Raw genomic sequence first — 16231 nt, 5'->3', positions numbered from 1 at the left:
GTGTGAGTTACTCACCGGTGTAAACAATCAGTACCTTATCGTCTTGGTATTGACGCTCGAACGCGTAGTAACCTTCTTGGTTACGAGTGATGTGCTTACCTTGAGCAACCGCTGGGTGGCGTTTACGGAATTCGCCTAGCTTTTGCCAATGTTGCAGGAGATCTTCACGCTCGCCATGAATCTTTTCCCATGGCATATCAGAGCGAGTGCCTTGATGAGCATCTGAGCCGGTAACGCCGAAGTCACGAGCGATCTCATCACCGTAATAGATTTGTACAGCACCTGGCGCCAACATCAGTGCATTGGCTGCACGAGCTTGATCGTCAAAGCTACGACTGCGTGCCGACCAGAACAATTGAGTATCGTGTGAAGACAGGTAGCTCAGCACGTTGAACTCAGGATCGGTATTGATGCGTTCTGCGTAGCGACGGTAGTCACCATCAAGCTGAGCGAAACACTTCAATGCTTTTGGTGCAACATCGGATTGGAACTCGAAGTTGATGATGGAATCGAAGCCGTTATCAAAATACGGGCTCTTCACCACGCTGTGCGCCCACACTTCACCTGTCATCCAGAAAGGAAGGTCATCTAAGGCTTTGTCTGGGTTGTTTTGCTTCCATTCAGCAAGGGCTTGAGTGGTGCTTGCTTTCAGCTCTGCCCAGGCTTTCATTTCAACGTGTTTGGCGGTGTCGACACGGAAACCATCAATGCCGTAGTCACGTACCCAATCGGATAACCAGCGAATGAGGTGTTCACGTGGGGTTTGCAGTTCAGCTTGCGCATTAGTGTCTTTATTGCGGAAGAAGTTTGGTAATCCGGTTTTCTGTGTTGATTCGGTTTTGAGATCCGGCAAATAGTTCAAAGACATGGTGATGTCGTTGTAGCCCGGCGCATCGTAATCACCGATATCGGTGCGAAGCCAATCTTTGCCCCACCATTTCTCCCACGCTTCGCTATCACCGTATTTGATGTAGTCGTTGAAGCTGTGCCAGCTTTGTCCCGATTTTGGTTGCCAGTCGGTCCATTTCTCACCAAGGATTTCTTTCGCTTCTTGGTCATCAAGGTAAAGCTGACCAAATCCGAATTCCTGCATGTCTGCTAATGTCGCGTAGCCGGTGTGGTTCATGACCACATCCCAAATCACGCGGATGCCTTTTTTGTGCGCGGTATCGACGAAGGCTTTCAGTTCATCTTCGGTACCCATGTTGGCATCTAATTTTGTCCAGTCTTGATGGTAGTAGCCGTGGTAGCCGTAGTGCTTAAAGTCGCCTTTATCACCGCCTCCAACCCAACCATGGATTTGTTCCAGTGGCGAGGTTATCCAAATTGCATTCACACCAAGGGATTCGATGTAATCGAGTTTTTTGGTCAGGCCTGCTAAGTCACCACCGTGGAAGGTACCTATCTCGTATTGGCCGTCCTTGCTACGACCGTAGCTGTTGTCGTTGTCTGGGTTGCCGTTATAGAAACGGTCGGTCATAACGAAGTACACCGTCGCGTTATCCCAGCTGAACGGTTTCTCGGCTTGCTGCTCAACTTCTTCTAGCAATAACAGGCCTTGGCTCATAGGACCAGGCTGCATGGTCACACTGCCATTAGTTACCGTGGCTTCTTGTCCGGTTAATGCATCACGAACGACAGTGCCATCAGTAAAGGTTTGGGTAACGTCGATGGTTTTTGGCGTATCAGTCGCTACAGGACAAGAGTAGGTGATGTCCTGATTCTGTTTGGGCTTTAGTTTAACCGTTAGCTCGTTAGTGTTAGGGTTAAGCGCAAATTGATAGGTATTGGCTTTGAAGATGCGTAGTGGCATGTTCGCATCTGTGGCACAGTTATCCATTTTTAATGGACGATTGAACTTGATGCGGTTTTCTTCTGCTAGGGCAAAGCGACTGCCACAGCTTTGTTTGCTGTCGGCAATGGTAAAGGTGTAGCTGCCTTTTTCTAGTTTTTGCTCTGCGACAAGTAACCCTTCAGAGTTTTTTTCGAACACGGTAGTGTCGTCACCAACGGTTAATACGATGGCATTTTCTGGTATTTGGTTACAGGCGCTCAGTAGACCGATAGACAGTGCGAGAATTGTTTTTTTCATTGTGTCCTTCTCCCGAATAAACAGCCTAGTTATAGCAAAACAGTGCCTCTACAATCCGAGCTCTGCACCGATAAGTTAAACGCATCTCACCCTACAAATTTTCGTATTGTTCACAAAATGAATAATAAATGCTGCTCACATCAGTTTGAAGACAACAAAAAAGGGAAGCATCAGCTTCCCTTTTACTTATCTCTTGATTACTTCTTTAGAGTAATGAATTACTTTTGCAGAAGCGAGATGTCTGCGATCTGTAGGAACAGGTTACGCAGGTTGTTCAGTAGTGTCAGACGGTTCTTCTTAAGTGCTTCGTCGTCTGCCATTACCATGACGTTGTCGAAGAAAGCATCTACGGACTCACGTAGGTCAGCAAGTTTGCTTAGGGCTTCTTGGTAGTTACCCGTTGCAAATGCAGGCTCTAGCGCTTCTGTCATTACTTCAACGTTTTCAGCTAGGGTTTTCTCAGCGTCTTCTTGTAGTAGCGCAAGATCGATCTCTGCGGCTAATTCACCGTCGAATTTCGCGAGGATGTTACCTACACGTTTGTTCGCTGCGGCTAGCGACTCAGCGGCTTCTAGCTCACGGAAGTGAGAAACCGCTTTAACTCGTTGGTCGAAGTCTGCTGGTTTAGTCGGACGACGCGCGAGTACCGCTTGGATGATATCTACGCTGAAACCGGCATCTTGGTACCATGCACGGAAGCGACCTAGCATAAATTCGATCACGTCAGTTTCGACACTTTCGTTGGTTAGCTTGTCGCCAAACTGTACTTTCGCTTCGCGGATAAGGTCAACAAGGTCTAAGTTGTAACCATTTTCAACGATGATACGTAGCACACCTAGTGACGCGCGGCGCAGTGCGAATGGATCTGAGCCTTTCGGCGCTTGACCAATGCCGAAGATACCAACAATCGTGTCTAGCTTGTCAGCCATCGCAACCGCTGAAGAGACGCCGTTTGATGGCAGTTCATCACCCGCGAAACGAGGCATGTACTGCTCGTATAGCGCCAGAGCGACTTGCTCATCTTCACCATCGTGACGTGCGTAGTGCATGCCCATTACGCCTTGAGTATCCGTGAATTCGAATACCATTGACGTCATCAGATCACATTTTGCCAGTAGGCCAGCACGTGTTGCTTTATCGACATCCGCATCAATTTGCTTAGCGATGTAGCCCGCTAGAGCAGCAATGCGATCGGTTTTGTCTTTGATCGTCCCCAGTTGCTTCTGGAAGATCGCTTGTTCTAGTTCAGGTAGACGGTCGATAAGCGGACGCTTACGGTCTGTATTGAAGAAGAATTCAGCATCAGCAAGACGAGGACGAACCACTTTCTCGTTACCTTCGATTACGTAGCGAGGTTCTTTCGATTCAATGTTTGATACGAAGATGAAGTTAGGAAGTAGCTTCTTATTCTCGTCATACACAGGGAAGTATTTTTGGTCACCTTTCATGGTGTAAACCAAGGCTTCAGAAGGTACTTTTAAGAACTCTTCTTCGAACTTCGCTGTTAGCACGACTGGCCATTCAACCAGAGACGTGACTTCTTCTACTAGGTCATCTTCTAGATCAGCGATACCACCAACTGCTGCGGCTGCTTTTTGTGCGTCAGCGAGAATGATCGCTTTACGCGCTTCGTAATCTGCCATTACTTTACCGCGCTCTTCTAGGATCGCAGGGTATTGCTCAGCAGAATCGATAGTGAACTCTCGCTCACCCATGAAGCGGTGACCACGAATAGTGCGGTCAGATGCGACACCGAGGATTTCACCCTCGATTAGGTCGCTGCCCATTAGCATGGTTAGCGTTTTTACTGGGCGGATAAATTGAGTCGTTTTGTTACCCCAACGCATTGGTTTTGCGATAGGCAGGTTTGCTAGTGCTTTCGCTGCAAGTTCAACTACGATCTCAGACGTTGGCTGACCTTTCACTTCTTGTTTGAACAGTAGCCATTCGCCTTTGTCCGTTACCATGCGCTCTGCTTGGTCAACCGTGATGCCACAACCACGCGCCCAGCCTTGAGCGGCTTTCGTTGCGTTGCCTTCTGCGTCAAATGCAGCAGAAACTGCAGGACCACGCTTTTCAACGATTTTGTCTGCTTGGCTTTCTGCTAGTGCTGCGACTTTAAGTGCAAGACGACGAGGAGCCGCGAACCACTTCACGCCTTCGTGAGCAAGCTCAGCGCCTTTTAGTTCTGCTTCGAAGTTTGCTGCGAATGCTTCAGCTAGAGTGCGAAGTTGCGTTGGTGGTAGCTCTTCTGTGCCTAGCTCGATTAGAAATTCTTTTGCCATGTTATTCTACCCCTTACGCTTGTTCTTTTTTACACATTGGGAAGCCAAGCGCTTCACGCGATGCGTAGTATGCTTCTGCAACGGCTTTCGTCAGATTGCGGATGCGCAGGATATAACGTTGACGTTCAGTTACTGAGATCGCTTTACGTGCGTCTAGTAGGTTGAATGCGTGACCTGCTTTTAGGATGCGCTCATAAGCGGGTAGCGGAAGTGGTTTTTCAAGCTCAAGCAGCGATTTACACTCTTTTTCACACTGTTCGAAGAAGCTGAATAGGAATTCAACGTCAGCGTGCTCGAAGTTGTAGGTTGATTGTTCTACTTCGTTCTGGTGGAAGATGTCACCATAAGTCACGTTAGAGCCGTCTGGTGCGACGTTCCAAACAAGATCGTAAACGGAGTCTACTTCTTGGATGTACATTGCTAGACGTTCGATACCATAAGTGATTTCGCCAGTGACTGGCTTACACTCAAGACCGCCAACTTGTTGGAAGTAAGTGAACTGAGTCACTTCCATGCCGTTTAGCCAAACTTCCCAGCCTAGACCCCATGCGCCTAATGTTGGGTTTTCCCAGTTGTCTTCTACGAAACGGATGTCGTGTACAAGTGGGTCAATACCAAGTATTTCTAGAGAACCTAGGTACAACTCTTGGATATTGTCTGGTGATGGTTTTAGCGCTACTTGGAATTGGTAGTAGTGCTGAAGACGGTTAGGGTTTTCACCGTAACGGCCATCAGTCGGACGACGTGAAGGTTGTACGTAAGCTGTCGACATTGGCTCTGGGCCAAGCGCTCGTAGACAGGTCATTGGGTGAGAGGTACCCGCACCAACTTCCATATCTAGAGGTTGAACAATGGTACAACCATTTTGAGCCCAATAATCCTGCAGCGCGAGGATCATTCCCTGGAAGGTTTTGATATCGTATTTTTGCATAAGTTTGGTTCGCGCGATTCTCTTATTACTCGTCAATTCGTCTCTTTTGCTGAGTTTTCTAACCTCAACAATGGCGATTAAGAGTAATTACGGTTGAATAAAATAACAATCAAGTATACCCAGATATTGAGTATGGGAGTAGCGCTAATCTTGATTAATTCGTGGACGATTTTCGCCTTTAATGAATTTTTACCACTTTATCTGCTGAAATTTTCTTAAAAGGGCGTTTTCGCTGAGTTTCACTCTTGAGGTGATGTTTAAACATGGCTAGAATTGCGCCTGTCTTTGGGGAGTAGCTTACTCGATGAAATGTCTGTTTCATCTCGTTCGTTCGTCAACATAATTGGTGCAAAATCACCATGGCGTTCGAGACTCATCAACCCGATGAGTTTAGCAAGACCTTAGACAAATTATCATGAACCGGGGTGGGGCGTGAGGTTTGTCTACGGTTAAAATAATTATCCCGCCCCCAATGAGCATGTCGTGAGCGTTTTAGCTATTTCAATTACTACCGTAGCGTTAGCAGAAATTGGCGATAAGACCCAATTGCTATCTCTATTACTTGCCAGTCGTTACCGTAAGCCGATTCCTATTATTGCAGCCATCTTTTTGGCAACCATTGCCAACCACGCTTTGGCTGCATGGTTAGGTGTGGTCGTCGCCGATTACTTATCGCCAGAAGTATTAAAATGGGTGCTGGTGGTCAGTTTTGTTGCCATGGCGGCTTGGGTTCTGATCCCAGATAAGTTGGATGATGACGAGCAAATTTCTAACCGTGGCCCTTTTATTGCCAGTTTTATTGCCTTCTTTGTGGCTGAGATTGGTGACAAAACACAGATCGCGACCTCGATTTTGGGTGCGCAATATGCGGATGCATTAAGTTGGGTCGTTTTAGGTACGACGATCGGCATGTTGCTGGCCAATGTGCCTGTGGTTCTGATCGGTAAATTATCGGCAGATAAGATGCCGTTAGATCTCATTCGTAAGATTACTGCGTTGCTATTTGTTGGTTTAGCGATTGCTGCTGCACTATTTTAATTTTACGTTTTCTAAATGCGGTGACGGAGCAATGACGAGTTAAGTGATGGGGTGGTCAAACTTTGCCTCAAAATCGTTCAGGAGCGTGACGGATGACGTATTAGTGTCATACTTGTCATGGTACTTTAATTGTGTGAATGATAGCGAGAGGGCAAGTTTATGCTGACACGTTACATGGGGATGACCCCAAAGAATCAGAGTTATTTATTCACCTTTGGTTTGGCATTATGCCTACTGGCGATGGTGTTAACTGACATGTGGTTGCCGATAGTCGCGGGATCTTTCATTCTTACCGGTTTGACGGTAGAAGCGTGGATTCGGGTCGCTCACATCATTCCGATGCATGAAGAAATGCGGGCGATGAAAAAGCAATTAAACAAGCTACAATCAGAAATTCGCACATTAGAATACGACGAATAGATAAACGGCAGCTCATTGAGCTGCCGTTTTTTTGGTTTGCAGAGTGGCGATTATTCCAAACCTTTCTTAATCAAGTACTGATATGGAAGCTGTTCCGTTTGTGCAGCAACCAGTTGGTGATCCATAAATCGGCAGAAACTCGGGATATCTCGGGTTGTGGACGGGTCGTCTGCTTTAACCAGCAATACCTCACCATCTTGCATATTTCGAATTGTCTTCCTGACCATCATCACTGGCTCTGGGCAGCGTAGTCCTTCCGCCTCTAACGTCGTTGTCGCCAGTTCAGGATTAAAATTCATAGTGTGATTCTCGTAACTTACTTAACGGTGAATTTTACTTTCGTTGAAAAAATATTCAATAACCACTTGGCAAACAGATTTTTTTGATTTACCTTAAATTAACAATTTGGTAACAACTGGCAAGGAGAGGCGATGTTAACCGCATTAGACAGACTTACGATATATTCGGTTTTATGCTTTATCTCGTTCTGCGCTTTAGTACTCAGAACGCCAGCTGAAACCTCATTAATGCCTCTTGCAGGCATGAGTGCAACGATTATTGGGATTTGGATTGAGATGCACAAATGGTCTGGTGCGTCCGAGCAAGAAAATTAGCGCTTCTTGCTTCAATCGAAACTTATAGACACTGCTCACTTATTTTTAACGACACTTAATTCCGACACTATCCCCAATTTTCTTGGGCTTCCCCGCTGAAAGGCGGGATTTTTTTTGCCTGAAGAGTACAATTTATCCAAATCCCCTACATGATAAGTGGCAAATCGTGGAATTAGAAGATATCTATCGTCGAGATCTTAACTTATTGGTCGCGTTGCGCGTGCTGATTGAAGAGAGCAGTGTCAGCAAGGCAGCAACGCGCTTGAATTTAAGCCAATCTGCGATGAGTCGTGTGCTCGGGCGCTTGCGCGACCTGCTCGGTGATCCGTTGTTTACACGCCAAGGTCAGCACTTGATCCCAACCCAAAAAGCGTTAGAAATCGATCGTTCCTTAGGCGAACCATTGGAGTCTTTACGTCAGTTGTTGTCGCCACGCGAGTTCGATCCACGTAATTGCGATCAAACCTTTAATATCGCCACCACCGATTACGCAATGCAGACGATTCTGCCTTTTGCTTTGCCGCGTATTTATCAAGAAGCGCCGAATGTGTCTTTTAATTTCTTGCCACTGCAACACGATCGTTTATCTGAACAGTTGACTTATGAGAGTGCCGATCTCGCTATTTGTCGCCCAACCGGTCCTGTTGAGCCACTGCGTAGCGAAGTGCTTGGCCGAGTCGGGGTGCTGTGTATGCTCTCCAAGCAACATCCATTAGCAGAGAAAGAGATGAGCTTAGATGATTACCTTCGCTATCCGCATGCGATGATTGCGATAAGTGATGGAGTCAAAGCGTTGATTGAGCAAGCCTTAATCGAAAAACCAAAACGTAAAATGGTGCTGCGTGCTTACCATTTGGAAGCGGCACTGGCGATCGTCGATACTTTACCAATCATCATTACCGTGCCTGCGGATTTGGCGTATTTGGTTGCTGACCGCTATGATTTGGTGGTGAAGCCATTGCCATTCCATTTCACCCCGTTTGAATATTCAATGATTTGGCATGCGCGCTGTGAACATTCGCCAGCTCAAGAGTGGTTGCGTGCGGTAGTACGAGAAGAGTGTAGTCGCCTGATCGTTAAGCGAATTGAGGATATGGGATTGGACTAGTTTTCCGAAAATCGAAATAGCAAATAGCAAAAAGCCGGGCAATGATGAATGGCCCCGGCTTTGTTTATTTTATAGAGTTGCTAGCGCTTATAGCTTGATAACCACACGACCAGTTACTTGGCCGTTAGTGATGTCTTCTGCGTATTTTGGTGCTTCTGCTAGTTCTACTTCAGTACACGCTTGTTCGAAGTAGCTGTCTGGTAGTAGTTCAACCAATTTTTCCCATGCTGCTGTACGTTTTTCAAATGGACATGAAACAGAGTCCACACCTTGTAGGCGAACGTTACGTAGGATAAATGGCATCACTGTCGTTGGTAGATCGAAGCCACCTGCAAGACCACAAGCGGCGACTGCACTGTTGTAATCCATTTGCGCCAATACTTTTGCGAGAACTTTGCTGCCTACGGTATCAATGGCACCTGCCCATACTTGCTTTTCAAGTGGACGAGCAGGTTCTTCAAATTCAACACGATCAATAATGCGGCTCGCACCCAGTTTCTCTAGTAATGGACCGTTTTGTTCAACACGACCTGTCACGGCAGCCACCTTGTAGCCAAGCTGAGCTAATAGTGTGACTGCGACAGAGCCAACACCACCACTTGCGCCAGTGACTAAGATTTCACCCGCTTCAGGTTTGATACCCGCATCTAGCAGAGCTTGAACACATAGCATGCCAGTGAAGCCCGCTGTACCAATCATCATCGCTTTCTTGCTGTCTAGACCTTTAGGTAGTGGTACTAGCCAATCCGCTTTTAGACGAGCACGTTGCGACATACCACCCCAGTGGTTTTCACCCACGCCCCAACCTGTTAGGACCACTTTGTCGCCAGTTTGGTAACGTGCATCTTCAGAGCTGACTACCGTACCTGCTAGGTCAATACCAGGCACCATCGGGAAGTTACGGATGATTTTGCCTTTACCTGTGATCGCAAGGCCGTCTTTGTAGTTTAACGATGAGTAATCAACGTCAATTAGAACGTCGCCTTCAGGCAGCTGTGTCTCATCGATTTGCTCGATGCTAGCGATAGTACGTTTGTCTTCTTGATTTAGAACTAGAGCATTAAACATAAGGTTCTCCGAATGTGCGGTAGCGTGACTCTGGGTCACATGCAGCAAGATATCAACTGGTACTGAGTGTATGTCTTCTTTGTTTATGAATAAAATGAAACTTGAGCATTTAATGCATGCTTTTTATGCATGTGGATAATATGGAGCAAAAAACAAAGGGCGACATCAGATGCCGCCCTTAAGTGTAATACTAAAACTTTTCAGTATTGGTTTATTTGCTTGTGATTGTTGGGTTGATCACGACGATCATCAAACAATTATGGACGTTCAAATACTGTAGCAATGCCCTGACCTAAACCAATACACATGGTTGCTAGACCATATTTTGCGTCTTTGTCTTCCATTAGGTTGATCAGCGTGGTTGAGATGCGCGAGCCTGAACAACCAAGTGGGTGACCTAATGCTATCGCACCGCCGTTGAGGTTGACCTTTTCATCCATTACTTCAAGCAAACCTAAGTCTTTCGCACACGGTAGTGATTGTGCAGCGAATGCTTCGTTGAGCTCAACCACGTCCATGTCTTCAATCGATAGACCTGCACGTTTAAGCGCTTTTTGCGTTGCAGGAACAGGGCCATAACCCATGATGGAGGGATCGCAGCCCGCAATAGCCATGCCTTTAATACGTGCGCGGATCTTTAAGCCAAGTTCGTTGGCTTTCTCTTCGCTCATGATCAACATAGCTGAAGCGCCATCAGACAGTGCCGATGATGTACCTGCAGTTACGGTGCCGTTTGCTGGATCGAACACAGGACGAAGTTGAGAAAGACCCTCTACAGACGTCTCAGGACGAATCACTTCATCGTAATCCAAGGTGAACAGGGTGCCGTCGGCTGCGTGACCTTCAATTGGTAGGATTTCATTTTTAAAACGACCTTCGACGGTTGCGGCGTGCGCTCGGGCGTGAGAGCGCGCTGCAAACTCGTCTTGTTGCTCACGGCTAATGCCATGCAGTTTACCAAGCATTTCAGCGGTTAACCCCATCATGCCGGCGGCTTTTGCTACGTTTTTTGATAGGCCAGGGTGGAAGTCGACCCCGTGGTTCATTGGTACGTGACCCATGTGTTCAACACCACCGATCAGACAGATTTCAGCATCGCCAGTCATGATCGCACGAGTACCGTCATGCAGTGCTTGCATGGATGAACCACACAGACGATTAACTGTTACCGCACCAACTTCAATTGGCAGACCCGCAAGTAGCGCCGCATTACGCGCAACATTGAACCCTTGTTCTAAGGTTTGTTGTACACAGCCCCAGTAGATATCTTCAATCTCGCTTGGATTCACTTGCGGGTTACGTGCCAGAATTCCTTTCATTAGGCGCGCAGACAGGTCTTCTGCTCGTGTATGACGGAAAGCACCACCTTTAGAGCGACCCATTGGAGTACGTAGACAATCGACTACGACAACATTTCTTGTTTGATTAGTCATTTTAGAATCCCTCCTTAGATAGAACCTTGCTGTTGTGTGCCGTAAAAGCTTTCGCCTTTCGCTGCCATATCAATCAGCATTTGCGGTACTTGGTACATTGCACCTAGCTCTGAGTATTGTTTTGCCATGGCAACAAACTCAGCGATGCCTACACTATCTAGGTAGCGGAATACGCCGCCGCGGAATGGAGGGAAGCCAAGGCCGTAAACCAGTGCCATATCCGCTTCTTGAGGAGTGGCTATGATGCCTTCTTGCAGACACAGTACCACTTCATTGATCATTGGAATCATCACTCGATTGATGATGTTCTGGTCATCAAAGTCCTGCTTATCGGCACAAACGTCAGCGAGTACTGGCAAGATATCTTCAGAGAAGGTTTTCTTAGGCTTACCTTTTTTATCAATGGTGTAGCTGTAGAAACCACTGCCATTCTTCTGACCGTATTTGTTTGCTTCGAATAGTGCATCGATCGCATCGCGACCTTGTTTGCCCATACGCTCAGGGAAACCTTGTGCCATTACTGCTTGTGCGTGATGAGCGGTATCAATACCAACGACATCGAGCAAGTACGCCGGTCCCATCGGCCAGCCGAATTTGCGTTCCATGACTTTGTCGATTTTCGTAAAGTCTGCGCCATCACGAAGTAGCATGCTGAAGCCACCAAAGTATGGGAATAGAACGCGGTTAACAAAGAACCCTGGGCAGTCGTTGACGACAATTGGTGATTTGCCCATTTTCGCTGCGTAGGCGACAACGCGATTGATGGTTTCATCTGAGGTGTGTTCACCACGGATAATCTCAACAAGAGGCATGCGATGCACAGGGTTGAAGAAGTGCATACCACAGAAGTTTTCTGGGCGTTTTAGCGATTTTGCTAATAGGTTGATTGGAATCGTTGAGGTATTTGAGGTGATAACGGTATCGTTACCGACATGCGCTTCCACTTCAGTTAGAACTGCCGCTTTTACTTTCGGGTTTTCAACTACGGCTTCAACAATCATGTCCGAGTCTTCAATACCCGCGTAATGTAAGCTTGGTGTGATAGACGCTAAAATGCCCGCCATCTTAAAGCCATCAATGCGGCCGCGAGATAAGCGTTTATTAAGCAGCTTAGAGGCTTCGGTCATTCCTAAGTCGAGTGATGGTTGTGCGATGTCTTTCATTAAGACTGGCACGCCTTTGAGTGCAGATTGGTATGCGATGCCGCCGCCCATGATGCCCGCACCAAGTACGGCTGCACGTTGTGTATCTTTACTTGCAGACCTAGCGGCTTTTTTAGCAATGCCCTTGATGTATTGGTCGTTAAGGAACAAGCCAACCAGTGATTTTGCTTCCTCTGACTTAGCCAGTTTTACGAAGTGCTTACGTTCAATGTCGAGTGCTTCGTTACGAGCAAAGCGAGCGCCTTCTTCAATAGTAATAACGGCTGTCATTGGCGCAGGGTAATGAGGCCCAGCTTTTTGTGCCACTAGCCCTTTCGCCATAGTAAAGCTCATCATCGATTCAATTTTGCTTAGTTTTAGCGGTGATGTTTTTTGCTTGCGACGTGTTTGCCAATCTAGCTTCTCATTAATTGCTGATGTCAGAGTTTGTAGTGCTGAATCATAAAGCGCATCAGTATCAACGATTGCATCTAAAAGACCAATCTTTAATGCTTCATCGGCGCGGCATGCTTTACCTTGAGTGATCACTTCCATGGCGCTGTCGGCACCGATGACACGTGGCAGACGTACACAGCCACCAAAGCCCGGCATGATACCCAGTTTGGTTTCTGGTAGACCGATGCTGGTGGTCTTGTCACCAATACGCATGTCAGTGGCAAGCACACACTCACAACCGCCACCCAAAGTGTGACCTTTTAGTACCGAGATCGTTGGGACGGGTAAGTCTTCTAGCTTGTTAAAAATGCTGTTCGCAAATTGCAGCCACTGATCGAGTTCAGCGTCTGTTTTAGCAAAAAGACCTAAGAATTCGGTGATGTCCGCACCAACAATGAACGCGTCTTTATCTGAGGTGAGCATCAAGCCCTTCAGTCCTTGGTGCGCAATCAAGGCATCAAGTGCTTTGTCGAGTGACTCTAGTGTTGCTAGGTCGAGCTTGTTGACGGATTTTGGAGAGCAGAAGCTAAGCTCTGCAATACCATTGTGTACTTCCTTTACCTGTAGGGTTTCGGCTTGGTAAATCATTGTCTATCTCCATGACATACAATCTTGGATTGTCTGTATACCGATTTGATGTTGGCTAAAGGCCGTGTGATACAACAAATAGATATAGAGGAAAGTCGTTTATTCTTATTCTGGTTAGACCAGTGAGATTAGTTTGGACCGCAGATTGGTTAATTTCAATACATTTTTCAAACAAGTGTTTAACATTGTGCGCTAGTGCAGATCTTATGCGACGTGTAAATCGGTCTCGTGATAGACTTTGAACAAAGAAAAAAGTGACCTAATTCTATGAATGACCAACCTTATCTGATCCCAGCTGAGCTTATGCAATTTGAAGAAGAGATCAAAAAGAGCCTCTTTATTACCTATTTGGCTCATACTCCTAGTGTAGAAGCGGCGAAAGCATTTGTGGAGCAGATAAAATCCAAACACTCTGACGCAAGACATAACTGCTGGGGTTTTGTTGCTGGCAGGCCAGAAGACTCAATGAAGTGGGGGTTCAGTGATGATGGTGAGCCCTCCGGTACCGCAGGTAAACCAATACTCGCTCAATTGTCAGGATCAGGTGTCGGAGAAATCACAGCCATAGTGACGCGTTATTATGGTGGTATTCGATTAGGTACAGGAGGACTAGTGAAAGCTTATGGTGGTGGTGTACAACAAGCTCTCAAGCAGCTTCAAACAATTGAGAAAAAAATAACCACAAAGCTCAGACTAGAGTTAGACTATGGCTTTATACCTATCGCACAGTCGTTAATGCCCCAGTTCGGTGCGGCTGAAGTCGACGCCGAATACAGCGATCAGGTGGTATTAATCGTGGAAATCGAGCTACGTGAAGTGAGCGCGTTTACCCAAGCTATCATCAACAAAAGTGGTGCAAAGGCAATTGTCACCCCACTAGACGGACAATAATGAAAAATAGGAAGCCACAGGGACAGCTTCGCTAGTCAATTAATCCATGCAATTTCGTTCAATTATTCGAATCGTCGGGCTATTGCTCGCGCTTTTTAGTGTCACAATGCTTGCGCCTGCACTGGTTGCGCTTATCTATAGAGATGGGGCGGGTGTACCGTTTGTCACGACATTTTTTGTTCTCCTTTTATGGGGAGGGGTATGTTGGTTTCCAAACCGAAGGCATAAGCACGAGCTTAAAGCACGTGATGGCTTTCTTATCGTTGTTCTTTTTTGGACGGTTCTAGGTAGTGCAGGTGCCATTCCTTTTCTGATTGCAGATCATCCAAATGTTTCTGTAACCGATGCCTTTTTTGAGTCTTTCTCTGCTTTAACGACCACTGGTGCAACGGTGATCGTCGGACTCGATGAGTTGCCAAAAGCGATTTTATTCTATCGCCAGCTTCTACAATGGTTTGGTGGTATGGGTATCATCGTATTGGCGGTAGCAATTCTTCCAGTTCTCGGCATCGGTGGTATGCAGCTGTATCGCGCCGAGATACCCGGACCAGTCAAAGACACAAAGATGACCCCTCGTATTGCAGAGACAGCAAAAGCATTGTGGTACATCTACTTAAGTTTGACTATCGCATGTGCTGTGGCATTTTGGTTGGCAGGCATGACGCCTTTCGATGCAATCAGCCATAGCTTCTCCACCATTGCCATCGGTGGTTTCTCCACGCACGATGCTAGCATGGGCTATTTTGATAGCTACGCCATTAACATGATTACCGTTGTCTTCTTGTTGATTTCGGCATGTAACTATTCTTTGCATTTCGCCGCGTTTGCGTCTGGTGGTGTGCATCCTAAATACTATTGGAAAGATCCAGAGTTCCGCGCGTTCGTCTTTATTCAAGTAGTCCTGTTCTTGGTGTGCTTCTTATTACTGTTGAATCATCACTCGTATGACTCGCCTTATGATGCCTTCGACCAAGCGTTATTCCAAACCGTGTCTATATCTACTACGGCAGGTTTTACCACTACTGGCTTTGCTGATTGGCCGTTGTTCTTACCAGTGCTGCTATTGTTTTCTTCTTTTATAGGCGGTTGTGCAGGTTCGACTGGCGGCGGCATGAAAGTGATCCGTATTCTATTGCTGACTTTACAAGGTGCACGTGAACTGAAGCGTTTAGTCCACCCTCGTGCGGTGTACACCATCAAAGTGGGTGGCAGTGCCCTACCGCAGCGTGTCGTTGATGCAGTTTGGGGATTTTTCTCTGCTTACGCATTGGTGTTTGTAGTATGTATGTTGGGTTTGATTGCAACAGGAATGGACGAACTAAGTGCATTCTCTGCGGTGGCCGCAACACTAAATAACTTAGGGCCAGGTTTGGGCGAAGTTGCACTTCACTTTGGCAATGTTAATGACAAAGCAAAATGGGTATTGATTGTTTCCATGCTATTTGGTCGTCTGGAAATATTTACCTTACTTATTCTACTTACGCCGACGTTTTGGCGTAGCTAAGGGGAAAACGTGGCAAAAGCATTATTTCTATACTCTTCACGTGAAGGGCAAACGAAAAAAATTCTTCACTATATAGATGAACAACTATCAGGCTTCGATTGCGAGTTGGTGGACTTACATAATGTAGAGACGATGGATTTCAGCCAGTATGACAGAGTATTGATTGGCGCTTCTATTCGTTATGGCCATCTTAATAAGAAGCTATACCAGTTTATTGAGCGAAATTTGACTCAACTCGAGCAACACAAAGTGGCGTTTTTCTGTGTCAATCTAACTGCTCGTAAAGAAGACCAAGGGAAAGACACACCAGAAGGTAGTGCTTATATTCGTAAGTTCCTGATTAAGTCGCCATGGAAACCAACTTTGATTGGTGTGTTTGCTGGCGCACTTTACTACCCACGTTATGGTTGGTTCGATAAAACCATGATTAAGTTCATTATGTCGATGACAGGTGGCGAAACTGATACAACGAAAGAAGTGGAATACACGAACTGGGAAAAAGTTGCTCTTTTCGCCGATAAGTTCAAATATCTGTAGGAATAACGTGCTCTTTTAAGCGTTTTTGCTTCAATTTTATTCGAACAATAAAAAAATCAAAAAAAACGTGAAAAAGGGCTTGCCAATGTGATCGCAATCTCTATAATGCCACCTCGCTGACACG

At 46.4% G+C, this 16231-nt stretch carries 14 protein-coding genes; 7 read left to right on the top strand and 7 right to left on the bottom strand.

Annotated elements, in window-relative coordinates; all coding sequences use genetic code 11:
* Positions 1 to 7: 7 nt before the first annotated feature.
* From ACVA54_RS14120 to glyQ, 3 genes are all read right to left on the bottom strand, one after another.
* On the bottom strand, positions 8 to 2092 hold the full coding sequence (locus ACVA54_RS14120; protein WP_446649702.1) for an alpha-amylase: 2085 nt from the start codon (positions 2090 to 2092) through the stop codon (positions 8 to 10).
* Positions 2093 to 2310: 218 nt separating this feature from the next.
* Positions 2311 to 4377 carry a glycine--tRNA ligase subunit beta gene (gene glyS, locus ACVA54_RS14115; protein ID WP_119464605.1) on the bottom strand — a complete coding sequence of 689 codons (2067 nt, stop codon included), beginning with the start codon at positions 4375 to 4377 and terminating at the stop codon, positions 2311 to 2313.
* A gap of 13 nt (positions 4378 to 4390) precedes the next feature.
* A complete protein-coding gene (gene glyQ, locus ACVA54_RS14110; RefSeq protein ID WP_099080508.1) occupies positions 4391 to 5308 on the bottom strand; it encodes a glycine--tRNA ligase subunit alpha in 918 nt (305 codons plus the stop codon).
* Between the two features lie 483 nt (positions 5309 to 5791).
* On the opposite strand from glyQ, the gene ACVA54_RS14105 reads away from it, so the two are divergent.
* Positions 5792 to 6346, top strand: a complete 555-nt coding sequence (locus ACVA54_RS14105; RefSeq protein ID WP_099080509.1) for a TMEM165/GDT1 family protein — start codon at positions 5792 to 5794, stop codon at positions 6344 to 6346.
* 159 nt (positions 6347 to 6505) lie between these two features.
* Entirely contained in the window at positions 6506 to 6766 is a 261-nt protein-coding gene (locus ACVA54_RS14100) for a hypothetical protein (RefSeq protein ID WP_099080510.1), read from the top strand.
* Between the two features lie 50 nt (positions 6767 to 6816).
* Here the strand turns inward: ACVA54_RS14100 and tusA are convergent, their stop codons facing one another.
* The gene (gene tusA / locus ACVA54_RS14095) at positions 6817 to 7065 is read right to left on the bottom strand and encodes a sulfurtransferase TusA (RefSeq protein ID WP_099080511.1); all 249 of its coding nucleotides are present in this window, start codon (positions 7063 to 7065) and stop codon (positions 6817 to 6819) included.
* 132 nt (positions 7066 to 7197) lie between these two features.
* Here tusA and ACVA54_RS14090 point away from each other — a divergent pair, with 132 nt between their 5' ends.
* On the top strand, positions 7198 to 7380 hold the full coding sequence (locus ACVA54_RS14090) for a hypothetical protein (protein WP_005458692.1): 183 nt from the start codon (positions 7198 to 7200) through the stop codon (positions 7378 to 7380).
* Between the two features lie 166 nt (positions 7381 to 7546).
* On the top strand, positions 7547 to 8488 hold the full coding sequence (locus ACVA54_RS14085) for a LysR family transcriptional regulator (RefSeq protein WP_099080512.1): 942 nt from the start codon (positions 7547 to 7549) through the stop codon (positions 8486 to 8488).
* Positions 8489 to 8575: 87 nt separating this feature from the next.
* Here the strand turns inward: ACVA54_RS14085 and acuI are convergent, their stop codons facing one another.
* From acuI to fadB, 3 genes are all read right to left on the bottom strand, one after another.
* Positions 8576 to 9556, bottom strand: coding sequence for an acrylyl-CoA reductase (NADPH) (gene acuI, locus ACVA54_RS14080; protein WP_099080513.1), 981 nt, complete (start codon positions 9554 to 9556; stop codon positions 8576 to 8578).
* Between the two features lie 257 nt (positions 9557 to 9813).
* Entirely contained in the window at positions 9814 to 10989 is a 1176-nt protein-coding gene (gene fadA / locus ACVA54_RS14075) for an acetyl-CoA C-acyltransferase FadA (protein ID WP_099080514.1), read from the bottom strand.
* Positions 10990 to 11003: 14 nt separating this feature from the next.
* Positions 11004 to 13175, bottom strand: a complete 2172-nt coding sequence (fadB, locus tag ACVA54_RS14070) for a fatty acid oxidation complex subunit alpha FadB (protein ID WP_446649701.1) — start codon at positions 13173 to 13175, stop codon at positions 11004 to 11006.
* 267 nt (positions 13176 to 13442) lie between these two features.
* Between fadB and ACVA54_RS14065 the strand changes: the two genes are divergently transcribed.
* From ACVA54_RS14065 to hemG, 3 genes are read left to right on the top strand one after another with little or no spacing between them, the layout of a single operon-like run.
* Positions 13443 to 14066, top strand: coding sequence for a YigZ family protein (locus ACVA54_RS14065; protein WP_099080516.1), 624 nt, complete (start codon positions 13443 to 13445; stop codon positions 14064 to 14066).
* Between the two features lie 46 nt (positions 14067 to 14112).
* The gene (locus tag ACVA54_RS14060; RefSeq protein ID WP_099080517.1) at positions 14113 to 15570 is read left to right on the top strand and encodes a TrkH family potassium uptake protein; all 1458 of its coding nucleotides are present in this window, start codon (positions 14113 to 14115) and stop codon (positions 15568 to 15570) included.
* Between the two features lie 9 nt (positions 15571 to 15579).
* Entirely contained in the window at positions 15580 to 16107 is a 528-nt protein-coding gene (hemG, locus tag ACVA54_RS14055) for a menaquinone-dependent protoporphyrinogen IX dehydrogenase (RefSeq protein WP_446644468.1), read from the top strand.
* Positions 16108 to 16231 lie beyond the last annotated feature (124 nt).

It is taken from the genome of Vibrio sp. PNB23_22_6 (assembly GCF_052877535.1).
Note: the sequence above shows the minus strand (reverse complement) of the source record. Positions and strands in the feature narration are given on the sequence as shown.

What these genes read in the sequence shown, in the direction of transcription:
- ACVA54_RS14065 (WP_099080516.1), top strand. Translation starts at nt 13,443, where the DNA reads ATGAATGACCAACCTTATCTGATCCCAGCTGAGCTTATGCAATTTGAA.
- fadB (WP_446649701.1), bottom strand. Translation starts at nt 13,175, where the DNA reads ATGATTTACCAAGCCGAAACCCTACAGGTAAAGGAAGTACACAATGGT.
- ACVA54_RS14100 (WP_099080510.1), top strand. Translation starts at nt 6,506, where the DNA reads ATGCTGACACGTTACATGGGGATGACCCCAAAGAATCAGAGTTATTTA.
- ACVA54_RS14060 (WP_099080517.1), top strand. Translation starts at nt 14,113, where the DNA reads ATGCAATTTCGTTCAATTATTCGAATCGTCGGGCTATTGCTCGCGCTT.
- tusA (WP_099080511.1), bottom strand. Translation starts at nt 7,065, where the DNA reads ATGAATTTTAATCCTGAACTGGCGACAACGACGTTAGAGGCGGAAGGA.
- ACVA54_RS14090 (WP_005458692.1), top strand. Translation starts at nt 7,198, where the DNA reads ATGTTAACCGCATTAGACAGACTTACGATATATTCGGTTTTATGCTTT.
- glyS (WP_119464605.1), bottom strand. Translation starts at nt 4,377, where the DNA reads ATGGCAAAAGAATTTCTAATCGAGCTAGGCACAGAAGAGCTACCACCA.
- glyQ (WP_099080508.1), bottom strand. Translation starts at nt 5,308, where the DNA reads ATGCAAAAATACGATATCAAAACCTTCCAGGGAATGATCCTCGCGCTG.
- ACVA54_RS14120 (WP_446649702.1), bottom strand. Translation starts at nt 2,092, where the DNA reads ATGAAAAAAACAATTCTCGCACTGTCTATCGGTCTACTGAGCGCCTGT.
- acuI (WP_099080513.1), bottom strand. Translation starts at nt 9,556, where the DNA reads ATGTTTAATGCTCTAGTTCTAAATCAAGAAGACAAACGTACTATCGCT.
- fadA (WP_099080514.1), bottom strand. Translation starts at nt 10,989, where the DNA reads ATGACTAATCAAACAAGAAATGTTGTCGTAGTCGATTGTCTACGTACT.